This is a genomic window from Thermomonospora echinospora (assembly GCF_900108175.1).
Lineage (GTDB): Bacteria > Actinomycetota > Actinomycetes > Streptosporangiales > Streptosporangiaceae > Thermomonospora > Thermomonospora echinospora.
Map to the genome: position 1 here is coordinate 1 of NZ_FNVO01000021.1, position 16755 is coordinate 16755.

General features: G+C 71.1%; 17 protein-coding genes. 15 read left to right on the forward strand and 2 right to left on the reverse strand.

What is annotated here, in order from left to right; all coding sequences use genetic code 11:
• Nucleotides 1–246, reverse strand: a 246-nt coding sequence (locus C4U03_RS32000) for a transposase (protein ID WP_160147160.1), incomplete at its 3' end; no start/stop codon positions are given.
• Between the two features lie 2 nt (nt 247–248).
• Between C4U03_RS32000 and C4U03_RS32005 the strand changes: the two genes are divergently transcribed.
• The 13 genes from C4U03_RS32005 (at nt 249) to C4U03_RS32065 (ending at nt 14469) form a co-directional block, all read left to right on the forward strand.
• A complete protein-coding gene (locus tag C4U03_RS32005) occupies nt 249–638 on the forward strand; it encodes an Imm21 family immunity protein (protein ID WP_103943264.1) in 390 nt (129 codons plus the stop codon).
• A gap of 860 nt (nt 639–1498) precedes the next feature.
• Nucleotides 1499–3628, forward strand: coding sequence for a hydantoinase/oxoprolinase family protein (locus C4U03_RS32010; RefSeq protein WP_146087592.1), 2130 nt, complete (start codon nt 1499–1501; stop codon nt 3626–3628).
• A complete protein-coding gene (locus tag C4U03_RS32015) occupies nt 3625–5820 on the forward strand; it encodes a hydantoinase B/oxoprolinase family protein (RefSeq protein ID WP_160147161.1) in 2196 nt (731 codons plus the stop codon). Before C4U03_RS32010 ends, C4U03_RS32015 begins: the two co-directional genes overlap by 4 nt.
• Nucleotides 5820–6638, forward strand: coding sequence for a DODA-type extradiol aromatic ring-opening family dioxygenase (locus C4U03_RS32020; RefSeq protein WP_103943270.1), 819 nt, complete (start codon nt 5820–5822; stop codon nt 6636–6638). The genes C4U03_RS32015 and C4U03_RS32020 overlap by 1 nt, the downstream gene beginning before the upstream one ends.
• Complete coding sequence (locus tag C4U03_RS32025) at nt 6635–6892, forward strand: hypothetical protein (protein WP_160147162.1); 258 nt, start codon at nt 6635–6637, stop codon at nt 6890–6892. The genes C4U03_RS32020 and C4U03_RS32025 overlap by 4 nt, the downstream gene beginning before the upstream one ends.
• A gap of 43 nt (nt 6893–6935) precedes the next feature.
• Nucleotides 6936–8447, forward strand: coding sequence for a sugar ABC transporter ATP-binding protein (locus C4U03_RS32030; protein WP_200827612.1), 1512 nt, complete (start codon nt 6936–6938; stop codon nt 8445–8447).
• Nucleotides 8444–9418: an ABC transporter permease gene (locus C4U03_RS32035; protein WP_103943276.1), complete on the forward strand. Its 975-nt coding sequence runs from the start codon at nt 8444–8446 to the stop codon at nt 9416–9418. Before C4U03_RS32030 ends, C4U03_RS32035 begins: the two co-directional genes overlap by 4 nt.
• A gap of 51 nt (nt 9419–9469) precedes the next feature.
• On the forward strand, nt 9470–10447 hold the full coding sequence (locus tag C4U03_RS32040; RefSeq protein ID WP_200827613.1) for a sugar ABC transporter substrate-binding protein: 978 nt from the start codon (nt 9470–9472) through the stop codon (nt 10445–10447).
• Between the two features lie 7 nt (nt 10448–10454).
• Nucleotides 10455–11282, forward strand: a complete 828-nt coding sequence (locus C4U03_RS32045; RefSeq protein ID WP_103943278.1) for an IclR family transcriptional regulator — start codon at nt 10455–10457, stop codon at nt 11280–11282.
• Between the two features lie 16 nt (nt 11283–11298).
• On the forward strand, nt 11299–12054 hold the full coding sequence (locus C4U03_RS32050; protein ID WP_103943280.1) for a dienelactone hydrolase family protein: 756 nt from the start codon (nt 11299–11301) through the stop codon (nt 12052–12054).
• Nucleotides 12051–12902: an alpha/beta fold hydrolase gene (locus C4U03_RS32055; protein ID WP_160147163.1), complete on the forward strand. Its 852-nt coding sequence runs from the start codon at nt 12051–12053 to the stop codon at nt 12900–12902. The genes C4U03_RS32050 and C4U03_RS32055 overlap by 4 nt, the downstream gene beginning before the upstream one ends.
• A complete protein-coding gene (locus C4U03_RS32060; RefSeq protein ID WP_103943284.1) occupies nt 12902–13777 on the forward strand; it encodes an alpha/beta fold hydrolase in 876 nt (291 codons plus the stop codon). The genes C4U03_RS32055 and C4U03_RS32060 overlap by 1 nt, the downstream gene beginning before the upstream one ends.
• Nucleotides 13774–14469, forward strand: coding sequence for a class II aldolase/adducin family protein (locus C4U03_RS32065; protein WP_103943286.1), 696 nt, complete (start codon nt 13774–13776; stop codon nt 14467–14469). The genes C4U03_RS32060 and C4U03_RS32065 overlap by 4 nt, the downstream gene beginning before the upstream one ends.
• Nucleotides 14470–14620: 151 nt before the next feature.
• On the opposite strand, the gene C4U03_RS32070 is transcribed toward C4U03_RS32065, so the two are convergent.
• Complete coding sequence (locus C4U03_RS32070) at nt 14621–14842, reverse strand: sigma-70 family RNA polymerase sigma factor family protein (RefSeq protein WP_200827614.1); 222 nt, start codon at nt 14840–14842, stop codon at nt 14621–14623.
• 534 nt (nt 14843–15376) lie between these two features.
• Here C4U03_RS32070 and C4U03_RS42670 point away from each other — a divergent pair.
• Together C4U03_RS42670 and C4U03_RS32075 are read left to right on the forward strand one after the other, a co-directional pair.
• Nucleotides 15377–15502 (forward strand): hypothetical protein, encoded by a 126-nt coding sequence (locus C4U03_RS42670; RefSeq protein WP_268817560.1) that lies wholly within the window; start codon nt 15377–15379, stop codon nt 15500–15502.
• Nucleotides 15499–16686 carry a methyltransferase domain-containing protein gene (locus C4U03_RS32075; protein WP_235018276.1) on the forward strand — a complete coding sequence of 396 codons (1188 nt, stop codon included), beginning with the start codon at nt 15499–15501 and terminating at the stop codon, nt 16684–16686. Before C4U03_RS42670 ends, C4U03_RS32075 begins: the two co-directional genes overlap by 4 nt.
• Nucleotides 16687–16755: the final 69 nt, after the last annotated feature.

The following is a 16755-nucleotide window of genomic DNA, read 5'->3' on the forward strand; positions in this document are numbered from 1 at the left end:
GAGCTGCTGATTCTCCTTCTCCAACACGTCAGGGGAGGCTACGTCCTGCGCCGGGTTGCCCTTACCGGCGGGCTTGGGCTTAGGCCCGGCCTCGCCCCGGCGCCGGGCGTCGATCACCCACTGCCGCAGCGTCGCCCGGTTGATCCCCAGATCCTCAGCGACCTGCCTGTAGGTCTTGGACGGATCCGACAGGTACAACGCGACCGCGTCGGCCTTGAACTCCTCCGGATAGTGCTTCAGCGCCATCGGTGACATCTCTTCCCCTGGACCTCAAGATCCAGTCTCCAAGGTGTCCACATCTCGGGGGGAAGCCCCGCTATCTGCCCGCGCATCGGGCCTTCCTGCGCCGGCTCGCCGCCGGCTGCGAAGCCGATCTACTCACCGCGGCCGAGGCCGTTCTCGCCGATCCCGCCACCGAGTGGCAGGAGTACGGCACGTGGCGGACCGATGGGCCGGCGGTACTGATGGACTCCGCCGAGGCGGGCGCCGAGCTGAGCGTCGAGTATCCCGATGGCGGGTTGCCCGATCAGGCGCCGGTTCTGCTTCCTGCCGGCCGCTGGGCGGTCCGCGGTGTCCACACCTGGGCCGACGACGACACCTGGGTCGGCCTGGTCCAGCTCCTGCCTGCCGGCCTATGACTGAGGTTGAGCCATGACATTCCCCTTTCAGACGCCGCCGTGGCGGTGAGAATGCCGCGCACGGCTCCGCATGATGCGCCGGTAGCGTGAGGGCGAGGGCGTCGTCTCGGATCCGGCCAAGCTGGAGTTGGCGTGGAGCCCGCAGCAGATAGCCGCCTGGCTGCACGTCGAGCACCCCGGCAAGTCTGGGTGGCATGTCTGTCACGAGACCATCTATCAGACCCTCTGCTATGGAGCTGGACGTCAGGCACACGGGTCGTTGGCGTGAGCCCCCAGGCATGAGGCCGGTTCATCCTGTGGGAAATCTGTGGGACGGGGTGGCGGGTCAGGCGGGGTCAGCCCGCGTCAGGCGAGGCGATGCTATGCCTCTGACCTGGGAATACTCCATGCTCCCAGGTCAGAGGCGTGGGTGATCCTTGTTCGCATCGAGGGGGTCAGGGATTCACATCCCCTCAGCTCCACCACAGGTCAGGGGCCGGTTCCAAGCATCGGAACCGGCCTTTTCCGCTGTCTGGCGTCCGTTCGGGAGCGGGGTGCCGAGAGTCGGCTGAGACCTTGTGGTGGGGAGCCAAGATCGATGCTGGGCAGGTCCCGCTCGCTGCTCGTCGGTCTCCGGCCGGACCCACGTGCTGCTCCCACTGGACGACGGCTGGTTCGAGGGGTGATGGCCGCCTGGGCGGTGTGGCCGAGGTGTCGGCGTCGCTGCTGGGTGGGGAGGGCCGGTCCGCAGTGCGGACTGAGGCGTTGCCGGTGATCTGGATCACCGCACAGAGTGTGGCGTCAAGCGCAACACGTTCGTCACATCGGTGACATCTGGCTGGCTGCGCCAACGATTCCGTGTCGACTCTGGTGAGGAAAACGTGGATAGTAATCCGGAATCCGCCCTGCGGTTCTTCGTGGGGACGGATGTGGGCGGTACGTTCACCGACCTCGTCGTCCTGCGGGACGGCCACCCGCCCCGGCTGTTCAAGTCGCCCACGACCCCCCACGACCGGTCCGAGGGCGTGGTGAACGCGCTGAAGCTGGCCGCGGAGTCGTACGGGATGGGCCTGGCGGACTTCTGCTCCACGATCATCTATTTCGCCCACGGCACCACGGCCGCGACGAACGCGCTGATCGAGCGCAAGGGTGCGCCGACCGCACTGCTCACCACGCGGGGCTTCAGCGACACGATGCTCATCCAGCGCTCGATGACCTCGTGGGTCGGCATGGGCGCGGCCACCGGCCACTACAGCCTCCGCCGCAACCCCGACCAGATCGTGCCGCGCTCGCGCATCGTGGAGATCACCGAACGCGTCGACTCCACGGGCGGTGAGATCGTCGCCCTGGACGAGGCGGAGGTCCGCGGCACGCTGCGCCGGCTGCGTGCCGAGGGAGTACGGGCCCTGGCGGTGTCGTTCCTGTGGTCCTTCGTCAACGGCGAGCACGAGGAACGGGTCGGCCAGATCATCGCCGAGGAGTGGCCCGAGGTCTACCTGACCCTCTCCCACGAGGTCGCGCCGGTGATCGGCGAGTACGAGCGCTCGGCCACCACCGTCGTCAACAGCTATCTCGGCCCCGTCATCCGCGACTACGTGGCCAACCTGGAGGGACGGCTGCGTTCCACCGGCTTCACCGGCGACTTCTCGATCATGGACTCCGGCGGCGGGGTCATGCGGGCCGAGGACGCCGCGCGCCGGTCGGCGTCGATGCTCACCTCGGGCCCGGCCGGCGGCGTGCTGGCCTCGACCGCGCTCGCCGCCCGGCTCGGCCATCCGAACGTCATCACCTCCGACATGGGCGGCACCAGCTTCGACGTCGGCCTGATCATCAATGGCGAGCCGCTGGTCGAGCGGGTCAGCGAGGTCGGTGATCTGCACCTGGCCCTGCCGCGGATCAAGGTCACGGCGATCGGCGCCGGTGGCGGATCCCTGGCCGCCGTGGACGAGTCCGGGGTGCTCGTCGTCGGCCCCGAGAGCGCCGGCTCGGTGCCGGGCCCGGCCTGCTACGGCCGCGGCGGGGACCGCCCGACGGTCACCGATGCCGACGTGGTCCTCGGCATCATCGACCCCGCGCGTTTCCTCGGCGGACGCATGCCGCTGGACCGCTCTCTGGCCGAGAAGGCCATCCGCGTGCACATCGCCGAGCCGCTCGGCCTCACCGTGGAGGAGGCCGCCTCCGGTATCCGCAAGGTCGCCGACAACCAGATGGCCGACCTGCTGCGCAAGGTAACGGTCGAGCAGGGCCACGACCCCCGCGATTTCGTCGTCTACGCCTACGGCGGCGCCGGACCGACCCACGCCTATGCCTACACCGAGGCAGCGGGCATCGCGACGCTCGTCGTTCCGCCCACCTCGACGGTCCACTCCGCCTACGGCACGGTCACCTCCGACCGGTACCGGGCGGTCCAGACGACCGAGGTCCACCGCACCCCGCCGGGAGCACAGGACCCGGCCGCCCACCTGGACGCCGCCCGCATCACCGCGACTTTCGACGCGCTCGCCGAACGCTGCCGCGCCGACCTGGACGACGACCCGCGCGTCCGGCTCTCCCGCGTCGCCTACCTGAAGTTCCGCCGTCAGTCCCATGAACTGCCGCTCCCGGTGCCCGACGGTCCCGTGACCACGGACGTCCTCCGCGAGCTGATCCAGGAGTTCCGGGCGGCCTACGAGCGGATCTACGGCGCCGGCACGGCACTGCTGGGCGCGGGTGTGGAGATCCACACCCTGCGGGTGGAGGGCCGCGTGAAGATCACCGATGTGCGGGAGGGGCGGTACCCGGGCTCCACCGATCCCGATGCCGCGCTCATCGGTGAGCGGAAGGTCCACTTCCCCGAGACCGGCCGCATCGCCACCCGTGTCTACCGCGGTGAAGGGCTGGGCGCGGGCGCGACCCTGCGCGGTCCGGCGATCTTGGAGTTCGCCGGCACCACCGTGGTCCTCGGCCCCTCCCAGTCGCTCCTCATCGACCACCACAGCAACCTCGTCATCGACTGCAAGGGGGAGGCGTGACCACCGCCGCCGACACCATCGACCCGATCACCTTCGAGGTCATCCGGCACCGGCTCCTGGCCATCACCGACGAGCAGGGCGCGACCCTGGCCGCCATCTCCGGCTCCACCCACGTGGTCGAGGCCAGCGACTACAACGTCGGGCTCTACCTGCCCGACGGCTCGGTCGCCGCGATGGGCCGCACGATCCTGTCGCACGCCTCCTCCATGGCCGCCATCACCCGGTCGGTCATCGAGGACTGCGCCGAGGACCCCGGCATCAACGCCGGCGACATGTTCATCGTCAACGACCCGTGGAAGGGCACCGTCCACGCCCAGGACGTCGGCCTCATCGCGCCGATCTTCTTCGAGGGCGAACTGCTCGCCTGGACCGGCGCCATGTGCCACATGGTGGATGTCGGCGGCATGACCCCCGGCAGCTTCTGCATCGATGCGACCGACTCCTACCAGGAGGGCCTCCAGATGCCGCCGACCAAGCTGGTCGACGGCGGCCGGGTCCGCACCGATGTGTGGAATCTGATCCTCGCGCACACCCGGATGGCGCCGACCGTCAACCTGGACCTGCGGGCGCTCATCGGTGCGAACAACACCGCGGTCCGCGCGATGACGGCCCTGGCCGAAAGGTACGGGGCCACCACGGTCCGCACGGTGATGGCCAACCTCATCGGACTGTCGGAACGCCGGCTGCGCAACCGGCTGGCCAAGCTGCCCGACGCGCGCCTGCACTCGCGCGCCTTCCTCGACAACGACGGCGGCCTGGCCCAGTCGAAGGAGAACGCGACCTACGAGATCGACCTGGTGCTGACCAAGCGGGGCGCCACCCTGCACTTCGACTTCTCCGGCTCGTCACCCCAGGCCAAGGGCTACATCAACTGCGCCTACTCCGGGATGATGGCCGGGATCGCGGCCGCGCTGCTGCCGACGTTCGCCTTCGACGCGCCCTGGAACGAGGGACTGTTCAAGCCGATCGAGGTGACCTGCCCCGAAGGTCTGATCTGCAACGCCTCCCGCCCCGCGGCGGTCAGCGGCGGTGCGCTGGAGGCCGGCTGGCTGGTCGAGATGACGGCCATGGAGTGCCTGTCGAAGCTGGCGGCGTGCTCGGACGAGCTGCTGCGCGAGGCGCAGGCCGTCCCGGCGGGCGGCCCTGACAAGTTCGTCCTCACCGGGGCCGGGGAGAACGGCGCCCGCCAGACCTACGTGATCATGGACTGCCTGGCCACAGGAGGCGCGGCCTACGCCCACCGCGATGGCGCCTGGACCCAGGGCCAGCACAACATCGAGCGGCAGCGCATCTCCAACGTCGAGGCCGTCGAGATGGACTCACCGCTGCTCTACCTGTGGCGCGGCCTCGTCGCCGACTCCGGCGGCGCCGGGCGCCACCGCGGCGGCATGAGCATGGGCGCGGTCTACACCGTCCACGGCGGCCGCGACGTCACCGCGCTGAACTCCGCACACGGCTGGGAAGTGCCCAACTCCGTCGGGATCTTCGGCGGCTACCCCGGTGCCCAGAACACTCGCACGGTCGTCCACGGCAGCGACGTCAAGGCACAGCTCGCCGCAGGACGAATCCCGTCAGTGGAGGAGCTGTCGGGGGAGCGCCCAGTGATGCGCGGCCGCCAGGGCCTCTACCACCTGGGCGACGATGACGTCCTGGCGACCGTCCCGCAGGCGGGCGGAGGCTGGGGCGACCCCCTGGACCGTTCCGTGGAGGCGGTCCAGGCCGACATCGACTTCGGGGCGGTCACCCCCGAGGCGGCCGTCCGCCTCTACGGCGCGGTGCTGTCCGCCGACGGCCGCGTCGACGCCGAGGCCACCTCGACGCGGCGCGAGGAACTACGGGCCGCGCGCCGCGCTTGGCCCGCCGAACGGCCGCTGCCCGATGCGCCCGCGGGGCCGCGGACCAGGATCCACCCGATGGGCGACGGCATGGAGATCGTCGAGGCCGCCGGCCGGCGCTGGGTCGCGTGCGCCTGCGGCTGTGTGCTGTCCCCGGTGGACGAGCCGTGGCGCGCGCACGCCGCTTTGGAGATCAGCGTCGATGTGCACGAGTTCGGCCACGCCACCCGGCTGGACGCGGGACTGGAACTGCGCCGCTACGCCTGCCCGGGCTGTGGGCGGCTCCAGGCCACCGACGTCGTCCGCCGGGGCGACGGACACCTCGACGACATCCGCCTCACCGGAAGGGAGGGGTGATGGGCCACCTCGCACTGGCCGCGGCGACCTCCCATGTGGGCGCGATCGTCAAGCATGCGCAGGCCGACCCGGAGGTCTCCGGAGTGCTGCACGACGCCTGGCGGCGGCTCGACGCAGAGATCGCCGCCGCCCGTCTGGACGCCGTCGTCGTCGCCGCCACCGACCACTACGAGACGTTCGGGCTGGAGAACTACCCGGCCTTCTGCCTCGGCCTCGCCGAGGAGCACCACGGCTGGGCGGAGTTCGGCAACCCCGGAGGAACCGTGCCCGGCCGCCCGGAGGTGGCCGAAGCACTGCTCGAAGGCCTCACCGCGCGCGGGTTCGACCTCGCGCGCTCCCACACCATGGCGCTGGACCACAGCTTCATGGTCCCGCTGACCAAACTGCCGTCGGCCGCCGCCGCCGGAATCGTCCCGCTGTTCGTCAACTGCAACACCCCGCCGCTGCCGACCCTGGGCCGCTGCCTGGCCCTCGGCGCCGCGCTGCGCGACACCGTCCGCGCACTGCCGGGGGACGCCCGGATCGGGGTGATCGGCACCGGAGGACTGTCCCACTGGGTGGGGCTGCCGCGCTTTGGTGAGATCAATGAGGAGTTCGACACCCGGTTCCTCGCTCTCCTGCGAGAGGGACGGGCCGAGGAGGTCCTGACCTGGGACGACGCCCACATCCTGAACGAGGCGGGCAACGGGGCCCTGGAGATCCGCACCTGGCTGATCGCCGCGGGCGCGGCCGGCGGACCGGCCCGCGTGCACGCCTACCGGCCCATGCCCGCCTGGACCGTCGGCATCGGCGTCAGCGGATTCGAGGTGACCCCGTGAGCGTCGTCGGCCTCAACCGCCTGGCGCGGGAACTGGAGCACACCCCCGGCCTGCTCGAAGCCTTCCTGGCCACGCCGGAACCCGTTCTGGCGGACTACCCGCTCACCCCCGAAGAGCGGCTCGCGGTCGTCCGCAGGGACGCGGCCTGGCTGCTGGAGCGCGGGATGAACCCCGTGGCGCTGCGCAACCTCATGGTCGTCCTCGGCGTGGCCCACCAGGACATGTACACGGTGCCCGCCGCAGACGGGGCCTGACATGCCCGCTTTCGACGACCAGCCCCACGTGGAAGGAGGGCTCGTGGACCTCGATCTCGAAGAACGTCAGGTGGCTCCGGTACTGGAGCTGCGCGAGGTGCGCAAGGCGTTCGGCGGCGCCCAGGCACTCGCCGGCGTCGACTTCACGCTGCTGCCGGGCGAGGTGCACGCCGTTGTCGGGATGAACGGGGCGGGCAAGTCGACGCTTGTCGAGATGATCTGCGGCTCGTTCGCCCCGGACAGCGGGGACATCCTCATCGACGGGGAGCGGCAGGCCTCGCTCACCCCGCGCCGCGCCCACGCGGCCGGGGTGAGCATCGTGCACCAAAAGCGCACCCTGGTAGACGGCCTGACGGTGGCCGAGAACCTCCTGCTGGGCAGGCTTCCCACACGTGCCGGACGGGTGCTGTGGAAGCGGGTGCGCCAGGAGGCGGCGCGGGCTCTCGACGGGCTCGGCATCGACATCGCGCCGGACGCGGTCGCCGGGGCCCTCGGCCCCGCCGAGCAGACCCTCGTGGAGATCGCCCGCGAGGTCGACCTCGGGGGCCGGGTGCTGGTCCTGGACGAGCCGACCGCCTCCCTGGGCGGCCGGGACGCCCAGCGGATCCACCGCCTGGTGCGCACGCTGCGCGACCGGGGAACGGCGATCGTCTACATCTCCCACCACCTCGACGAGGTACTCGACCTCGCCGACCGCATCACCGTGATGAGAGACGGCCGCGTGGCCACCGTCGTGCGCTCCGCGGAACTGGATCTGCCCGCCCTGATCCGCGCCATGGTCGGAGACCGGCTCGTGCACGAACGTTCCGGCACGAGCCGGTCTCCCGGGAAGCCGGTGCTGGAGTTGGCCGGGCTGAGCGGCGGCCGGCTGCACGCCTTCGACCTGACGGTCCGGGCCGGAGAGGTCGTAGCGGTCCTCGGCCCCGCCGGGGACGGCCAGTGCGAGCTGTTCCGGCTGCTCACCGGGCTGCGCCGGGCCGAGAGCGGACGGGTCACGGTGAACGACGCCGAGGTGGCACCCGGGAACGTCGGCGCGTCCCTGGCCGCAGGCCTGAGGTGCATCACCGGTGACCGGCTGTCCTACGGACTGGTGCCCGCTCTCAGCGTCAACGAGAACCTCGACCTCGTCCGCCGGGGACGGCGCCGCCCGTGGCTGGTGCGCTGGCGGGACATCCACGCCCAGGGGCGACAGGCCCGGCAACGCTACGGCGTCACCACCCTCCAGGTGGACCCGCCCGTGTCGACCCTCTCCGGCGGCAACCAGCAAAAAGTGCTGCTTTCGGCGTGGCTCGACGGCGATCCGGTCGCCTGCCTCCTGGAGGAGCCGACCAATGGCGTGGACGTCGCCGCCAAGGCCGACATCCACCGCATCGTCGACGACCTCGCCGACCGGGGCGCCGCCGTCCTGCTCAGCTCCTCCGACGTCGATGAGGTGGTCCGGCTCGCCGACCGCGTCGTCGTCGTCCGCTCAGGGCGGATCGTCGCCGACCTTCCCATGGACCGGGTGACCCGGGACGACCTCGTAACGCTCACCGCTGGAGGAGAGCAGACATGACCGCACTCACCGCGCTGAAAGGACAGGCCCGCCTCGCGCTGCCGCCCGGAGTCTCCCGGCACGCCGGCCTGCTGACGGTGCTCCTCGCCATCGGCACCGTCACCGCGCTCAAGAGCGACGCGTTCCTGACCGGCTCGAACCTCCTCAACGTCTCCCAGCAGATCGCGGTCGTGGCCGTCCTTGCAGCCGGGCTGACCCTCCTCATGACAGCGGGCGGCATCGACTTCTCGCTCGGTGCGATCGCGGCGCTCGCTCACGGAGTGGTCGCCCAGCTCATCGTCGCGGGTTTCAACGAGTGGACGGCGGTGGGCTTGGCGCTCGCGCTCGGTGCCGCCATCGGCCTGGTCAACGGGCTTGTGGTGACGCTCCTGAAGGTCGTGCCGTTCGTGGCGACGCTGGCCACCTCCACCATCCTCGGCGGAGCCGCCCTTCTCGTCATCGACGGCAAGAGCATCTCCATCGGCGAGCACCTCGTCTCCCTCGGCTTCGGTGAGGTCGCGGGTGCCGTTCCCGCCCTGGTCGTCATCGCGATGGTCGTCTGTGTGGCCGCCGGGCTGGTCCTGCGCTGGACCGCGTTCGGACGGAACGCCTTCGCGATCGGCGGCAACGAGAACGCCGCCCGCCTCGCGGGAATCCCCGTCGTCCGTACCAAGCTGCTGCTCTACACCCTCGGAGGGCTGCTCGCCGCGCTCGGCGGTGTCATGCTCGTCGCTCGGCTCGGTGCGGCCAGCCCCGGCACCGGCGGCCTGCACCTGGAACTCACCGTGGTCGCCGCGGTCGTCATCGGCGGCACCGCCCTGCACGGCGGCAGCGGCACCCTCGTCGGCACCGTCCTGGGCGTCGTGCTCCTCGGCGTGGTCGCCAACTCCCTCAACCTGCTCCAGATCAACGCCCACTACCAGGACGTGGCACTCGGCACCGTGCTCCTCATCGCGGCCATCACCAACCACCTGCGCGGCGGTTCCCACTGAACGCGGGCCGTCCGCAACCATTCCACCCCTCCACGGTCCAGAAGGATTGACATGTTCGCCATCCCCAGCAGAAGCCCCGTTCGCAACCGTGCCGTGGCCCTCTCCCTGGCCGTCGGCCTCGCCCTCACGGGCTGCTCCGTCGATGAGGGAAGCGAGGCGGCCGGGCCCGTCCCGTCGGACAAGAAGCTGACGGTCGGCTTCGTCAACGGCAACTCCATCGAGTTCCACACCTGCCTCCAGCGGTCCATGCAGGCGCGCGCCACCAAGGCCGGCGTCACCCTGCTGACCGCGAACTCGGCGATGGACCCCGCCAAGGAGCTCTCCAACATCGACGACATGATCGTCAAGGACGTCGACGCGATCGTCGTGCAGACGGTCAACATCGACTCCCTCGAAGGCGGCATCAGCCGCGCCAACCGGGCGGGCATCCCGATCTTCCTCACTTCGGTCGCCTCGGTCGACCAGAGCAAGATCCTTGGCGCGGTCGTCACCGATGTGCAGAAGGTCGGCCGTGACCTCGGCGCCTGGCTCGTGGAGGACAGCAAAGGCAAGTCCGTCGAGGTCGGCATCGTCGGCGGCGCTCCCGGCGCGGCGGCCGACCTGATGAACGACGCCTTCAAAAAGAGCCTCGGTGACGCCGCGAAGGTGGTGTTCGACCAGCCCGCGCTCTGGCAGCGCGCCAAGGCCCAGGACGTCGCGGACAACATGCTCCAAGCGCGTCCCGACATCTCCTACGTGTTCGTCCACAACGAGGACATGGCCTTCGGCGTGCTGGCCGCGTTCAAGGCCGCCGGACGGGACGACATCAAGATCCTGACCAATGGCGGAAGCGAGGCGGGGGTCAAGGCGGTCTCTGCCGGCGACTTCGCGGTCACGGTCAGTAACACTCCCAAGAGCGTCGGTGAGATGGCCATCGACAACGTTGTCGGCCTGCTGCGCGGCGCACCGGGCGTCCAGAAGATCGCCACGGTTCCCGACACCGTGGTGACCAGCGAGAATGCGAGCGAAGCACCGCCCTACTGCTCGTGAGGCTCCGATGAACGACTCTCCTGGCTCCCTTCCCTGCGACGGCACTCCGGCGAGCGGCCCGCGCCGGCGCGGGGTCCGCTCGGTCGACCGGGCGCTGGACGTGCTCAGTGCGTTCAGCGCCGCCCACCCCCGCTTCCAGCTCTCCGAGCTGGCCGAGGCGGCCGGGGTGCCCAAGACCAGCACCCACCGCATCGCGGTGACCCTCGTGGAACGCGGATTCCTCCGGCAGGAGGCCGACGGTTCCTACGTTCTGGGCAACCGCCTGCTGGAGCTGGGCAGTCTCGTCTCCGCGACCACCGAGCTGGCCCACCTGACCCAGGGGGTCGCCGAGGAGCTCATCCGTTCCACCGGTGAGACCGTGCTCGTCGCCGAGATCGACTGGCGCGACCGGTCGCTGCTCATCACGGGCAAGCGCGAGGCCCCGCACTCGCCGGAGTCGCTGTCACCGCTCGGCAGACGCTCGGCGTTGGCCAACGGCTGCATCAGCCGCGCCATCCTCAGCGGCCTGCCCCCGGAGGAGAGCAAGGAGATCGTTTCCACGCTGCCGCTGGCGCAGCGCACCCCCGCCAGCATCACCGATCCCGTCGCGCTCCAGCGCGAGCTCGACACCTGCAGACGGTACGGCTACGCCATCGAGGTCGGCGAGTTCATCGCCGGTATCGCGGGCGTTGCGGTACCCGTCATGCTCGCCGGGCGCCCCGTCGGCGCGGTCGCGGTGTGCGGACGCATCGCGCGCATGCCGCGCCGGCGGCTCGAAGCCCTCGGCACCTACATCAAGCACCTGCTCGGACGCGCCGCGGCCGTACAGCCGCCAGGCCCGCCCCGAGCGGGCTGATCCCCACGGAGAAGACATGCGGACATCCGCCGACGCCGCCTGGGTGAGGTTCCCCAGTGGTACCGACGAGATCCGGGGCTACCTGGCCCTGCCCTCCCGGACGCCGGGCGACGCCCCGCCGCCCGTCGTCATCATGGCCCACGAGAACCTCGGCGTCACCGCGCACCGGGAGCGGGTCACCGAACGGTTCGCCGCAGAAGGCTTCGCCTGCTTGACCGTCGATCTGTACAGCCGCATCGGCGGGCGTCCCCCGCAGGATTACACGACCCCGGAGGAACGCCGCGCCAAGGCGTTCCTCGCGGCCCGAGACGAACAGGCCGTGCCCGACCTCGACGCGGGCCTGGACTACCTGGCCGGGCGCGGTGACGTCGACGCCTCCCGCGTCGCCGTCGTCGGTTTCTGCCTCGGCGGGGGCCTCGCCCTCGTCTGGGCGACCCGCTCCGATCGCCTGGCCTGCGCCGTTCCGCTGTACGGACTGCCGGAACTGCCCGCTGCCTACAGCCCGACCGGCCAGGTCCGCTCGCGCATCGACATCGCCGACACGGTCCGCTGCCCGGTACAGGCGCACTTCGGCGGCGCGGACGAAGTCATCCCCCTCGACCAGGTCGCACGGCTGGGCGACGCGCTCAAGCTCTCTGGCCAGCCGCTGGAGGTGCACGTCTACGAAGGGGCCGGACACGCCTACCACGACGACACCCATCCCAACCACCACCCGGAGGCCGCCCGGGTGACCTGGGAGCGCACCCTCGACTTCCTGCGGGCGCACCTGTGAGTCTCTGGACGGACCTGCTCGGCGCCGAGGTCCGGTACGTCACCGCCGCAGGGACGCCGACCCGGGTCGCCTGCCTCGGGGCCGGCCCTCCGGTCGTCCTCCTGCACGGGCGCGGCGGGCATCTGGAGACCTTCGCCCGGAACCTGCCCCACCTCGCCGCGGCCGGGCGGCGGGCGATCGCCTTCGACCTGCTCGGCCACGGCCTCACCGCCCGTCGCCCGCAGAGCCGGTACACCGTGGAGGACCTGGCCGATCACGCCCTGTCCGTCCTGGACGCGCTCGGGCTCGCCGAGGCCGACCTCGTCGGCCAGTCGCTGGGCGGATGGACGGCTGTGCAGCTCACGCTGCGCGCGCCCGAGCGAGTGCGGCGGCTCGCCCTCATCGAACCGGCCGGGCTGCAGTCCGAGTCCGAGCGGCTCGCCGACGCGACGGTCCGCGCCGCCTACGAGAAGGGTGGCCGCGCCTACGCCGAACCGACACCCGAGGCCGTCCGCACACGCCTGGCGGGACTGCTCGCCGATCCCGAAGACGTGGACCCTGAACTCGTCGAGGTACGGACCGCCCTGTACCTGCCCGAGGAGGCCCGGGAGGTCCACCGCCTCGTCCGCGCCGCCGACAACGGCCGCTTCCTCCTGACGCCCCAGCGGCTGGCCGGATTGGACGTGCCCGTCCTATTCCTGCGCGGCGAGCACGGGCACACACCCGCCACCGTCGTCGAAGCCGCCCGTGCCGCGATCCCGCGCGCACGGCTCCTGACCATCCCCGGCGCCAAGCAGTGGCCGCAGTACGAGCGGCCCGCACTCGTCAACACCGCCCTCATCGATTTCCTCAGCAAGGAGAACCCCTGATGTCGTTCTGGACGGACTCCCTCGGCACCGAGACCCGCTTCCGCGACGCGGCCGGCTGGCGCACCCGCTCGATCGAGGCCGGAGAAGGCGACGCCGTCATCCTCATGGGCGGCCTCACCGGTCACGCCGAGGCCTTCCTGCGCAACGTCATGCCGCTGGCCGAACGGGGCCTGCGGGTGTACGCGATCGACGCACTCGGTCACGGCCTCACCGCCCGCCCGACCGATGTCACCTACCACATGCCCGTCTTCACCGAGCACCTCATCGGCTTCCTCGACGCCATCGGAGCCGAACGCGCCCATCTGGTCGGCCAGTCCCTCGGCGGCTGGACCGCCCTGTACACCGCGCTCAAGCACCCGGACCGGGTCGGCAAACTCGTCTCCGTCACCGGCGCCGGGCTGCTGCTGTCCGACGCCGCACGCGTCGAGGAGAGCAAGAAGGTGCATGCCCAGGTCCAGTCCGTCACCGCGAGAGCCACCGCGGCCCCGACCCGCGAGAGCGTTCGCGAACGCCTGGAATGGCTCATGGTCGACCCCACCGTCGTCACCGACGAACTCGTCGAATGCCGCTACCGCTACTACACCCTGCCCGGCACCGAGGAGGCGCTCGCCAAACTCGTCGCCGAGCAGCCCAGCGAGGCCAACCGCGTCCACATGATCCGCGAAGACGACCTCGCGCGCATCCCGCACGAGACCCTCGTGCTGTGGACCGACCACAACCCCACCACCCCCGCAGAGGTCGGCCGCCGGGCCTCGCAGATCCTGCCCAACGCCTCCTTCGACATGATCACCGACGCCGGGCACTGGCCGATGTTCGAGCAGCCCGCCCAGTTCAACCGGATCGTCGGCGACTTCCTCGTCAAGGACGCCCGATGACCCCTGCCGAAGAGGTCTCCGTCGGTTGCCGGGTGCTGGCCGCGCACGGCAACGCCGACCTCATCTGGGGGCATCTCTCCCGCCGAGACCCCGACGGCAAGGGGACCTGGCTCAAGTCCGCCGGCCATGGGATGGAGGAGATCACCTCCGATCGCGTGGTACGCATCGACCGGAACGGAACCCTGCTCCAGGGCGATGGCCGCGTCCATCTCGAGTACCCGATCCACACCGAGATCATGGCCGCGCGCCCCGACGTCGGCGCAGTCGTGCACAGTCATGCGGAGTCGGCCGTCGCCTTCGCGGCGACCGGCCTCCCTCTGCACCCGGTCGGGCACGAGGGCACCTTGTTCTGGCCACCGGACATCGCCCGCTTCACCCGGACCGGAGATCTCATCCGCGACCGCGCATTGGGCGGCGAGGTCGCCGAGGCCCTCGGCGACCGCAACGCCCTCCTGCTGCACCGACACGGCCTGGTCACCGTCGGTCCCGACGTGCCCACCGCCGTCATGACCGCGATCTTCCTGGAGAAGGCCTGCCGTATGCAGCTTCAGGTCGCGGCCGTCGGCACCGCTTACGACCGTTCGGACGAGGCCGAGGCACTCGCCAAACGCGCCCGCTGCTATGCACCGGCACAGCTCGAAGCCGCCTGGGCGTACCTGGTCCGCGGACTTCCCCCGACGACCGCCCGGTGACTCCCGGATCCCTCGTACACGACTTCGCCGCCTGGAGATCCGACGCTGCCAACTGTCGTCATAGTCGCCGCTGACCGGCTGGAATGCCCGGCCGTCCCGCTGGGGGCCGGGCATTCCACGCCGTCCCACGGGTGCCGGCGCCCACGGTGTCTCAGCGGCTCACGGTGGTCTCCCGCTCCACACGCGACAGCTTCTCGGGATTGCGCACGTGGTAGGCGCCGGTGATGTAGCCGTTCTCGACCCGCACCGCCACCACGCCGTCGATCTCCCCATTGACTCGGACGAGCAGCCCCGGGCCACCGTTGATCTGTACCAGCTCGACCGACCTTTCGGCGTCGCGCTTCCACCAGCCGGCGGCCAGCAAACGAGCCACCTTGTCGGCCCCCACGATGGGCCGGAGCAGGGCATGTTTGATTCCGCCGCCGCTCAGGGCGACAACGTCCGGCGCCAGGATGTCGAGCAGGTTCTGCAGGTCGCCGGCACCAGGCCGTCACCGAGGACACCGAGAGCGCGGGGGCGCCGAGCCGGTGCTCGCTCACCCCTGACCCCTCCGGCGGAGGTCCACTGCGGCAGCGCTCAGCCGCAGGGACGCCGGCGGTGGTCGCCAGGATCATAGGCGGGGAAGGCAGCGGCGCAGACGGCCGGATTTTCTCGAAACGATCCCAGGTGCCGGGGCCGTCCAGGCGCTTGAACTCGGCGTCGTCCATACGCTCATGCTTGTCTATCGCGGCGGACTGGGCGAGTAGATGATGACGGCCCCGGTGGGGCTCTTTCAGCCTGCCTGACCAGATGAGGTCATCGTGTCACCTGGCTGTCACGGTCGGTGTTGACCGGTGTGGCGGCGCCCCTCCACGATGAGGGCGACGACACGACCACCCCGCGCACCTGACCCCGAGGGGAGTTGCCCGTGGGCAACCACGACAACACCGGTGACCGGAACCGGCCCGGCCAGCCGATCCCGCCCGACCGCGATGACAAGGACAACATCGGCGGCGGAGGCAGCCGCGGCAGTGACGGGGGCAAGGACAAATGACGGCCCTCGATCTGGCCGCCGCACGGGCCGTAGACGCCGGCGTGGTGGCCGCCCGGATCGAGCGCATGGCCGACCGGCTCGCCGCCGCCGGCTACCTGACCCGCCCGCAGTGGCGGCAGGCGATGCGGGCCGTCCCCCGGCACCTGTTCGCCCCCGGCCGGGCCTGGTGCGTGCCGGACGGCCCCGGTGACGCCTACGGCATCGACGCCGATGCCGACCCGGCCCGCTGGTGGGAGGCGGTCTACTCCGACGCCGCGGTCATCATCCAGGTAGACGACGGCCGAGGCGACCCGGGCACCGGCGACGGGGCGTGGACGTCGTCGCTGTCGGCGCCCGGCGCGGTCGCCGCGTTCCTGGAGCTGCTGGCCCCCCGTGACCATGACCGCGTCCTGGAGATCGGGACCGGGCCCGGGTGGACGGCCGGGCTGCTGTCGGAGCGGCTGGGTGCCGGGAACGTCGTCTCGATCGAGGTCGATCCGGCCGTTGCCGACCTGGCCGCTGCGAACCTGCACGCCGCCGGGTACGAACCGACGCTGGTGGCCGGGGACGGCGCGGACGGCTGGGCGGACGGCGCCCCCTACGACGCGGTACACGTCACCTGCGGCGTCACCACCGTCCCGTACACCTGGGTGGAGCAGACCCGGCCCGGCGGGACGATCGTCCTGCCGTGGATGCCCGAATACATCGGCGGCTACAAGGTCCGCCTGACCGTCGGCGACGGGCGGGCGACCGGCCGGTTCCACGGCCCGGCCTCGTACATGATGCTTCGCTCCCAGCGCGGCGGCCCCCTGACCGAGCCCGACCACGGGATCGAGGAGGAGGGGACGCGGGTCGATCCGCGTGCCGTCACCGGCGACTCCTACGGCGCCGACATCGCCATCACCGCCATGCTCCCCGACGTCGCCGCCGTCGAGGACGCCACCGGCGACGGCCGATACGCGCTCGTGCTGGCCGATACGGTGGGCACCAGTTGGGCGCGCGTCGAGCACCGGCCCGGCCGCCGCGAGCACCTGGTGCGCCACGCCGGGCCGCGCCCCCTGTGGGACGAGGTCACCGATGCCTACCTGCGGTGGGTCGGCTGGGGCAGTCCCGGCCGCGACCGGTTCGGCCTGACCGTCGACCCGCACGGACAGGTGGTGTGGAGAGATGACCCGGCCAACGTCATCACGCCCCGCTCGCAGTGACCACCGCATAGGACGCCGGGCCTGAGCCGGCTCTTGCGAGAACTGCCGGCGTTCGGCGTCTGCCCGGCC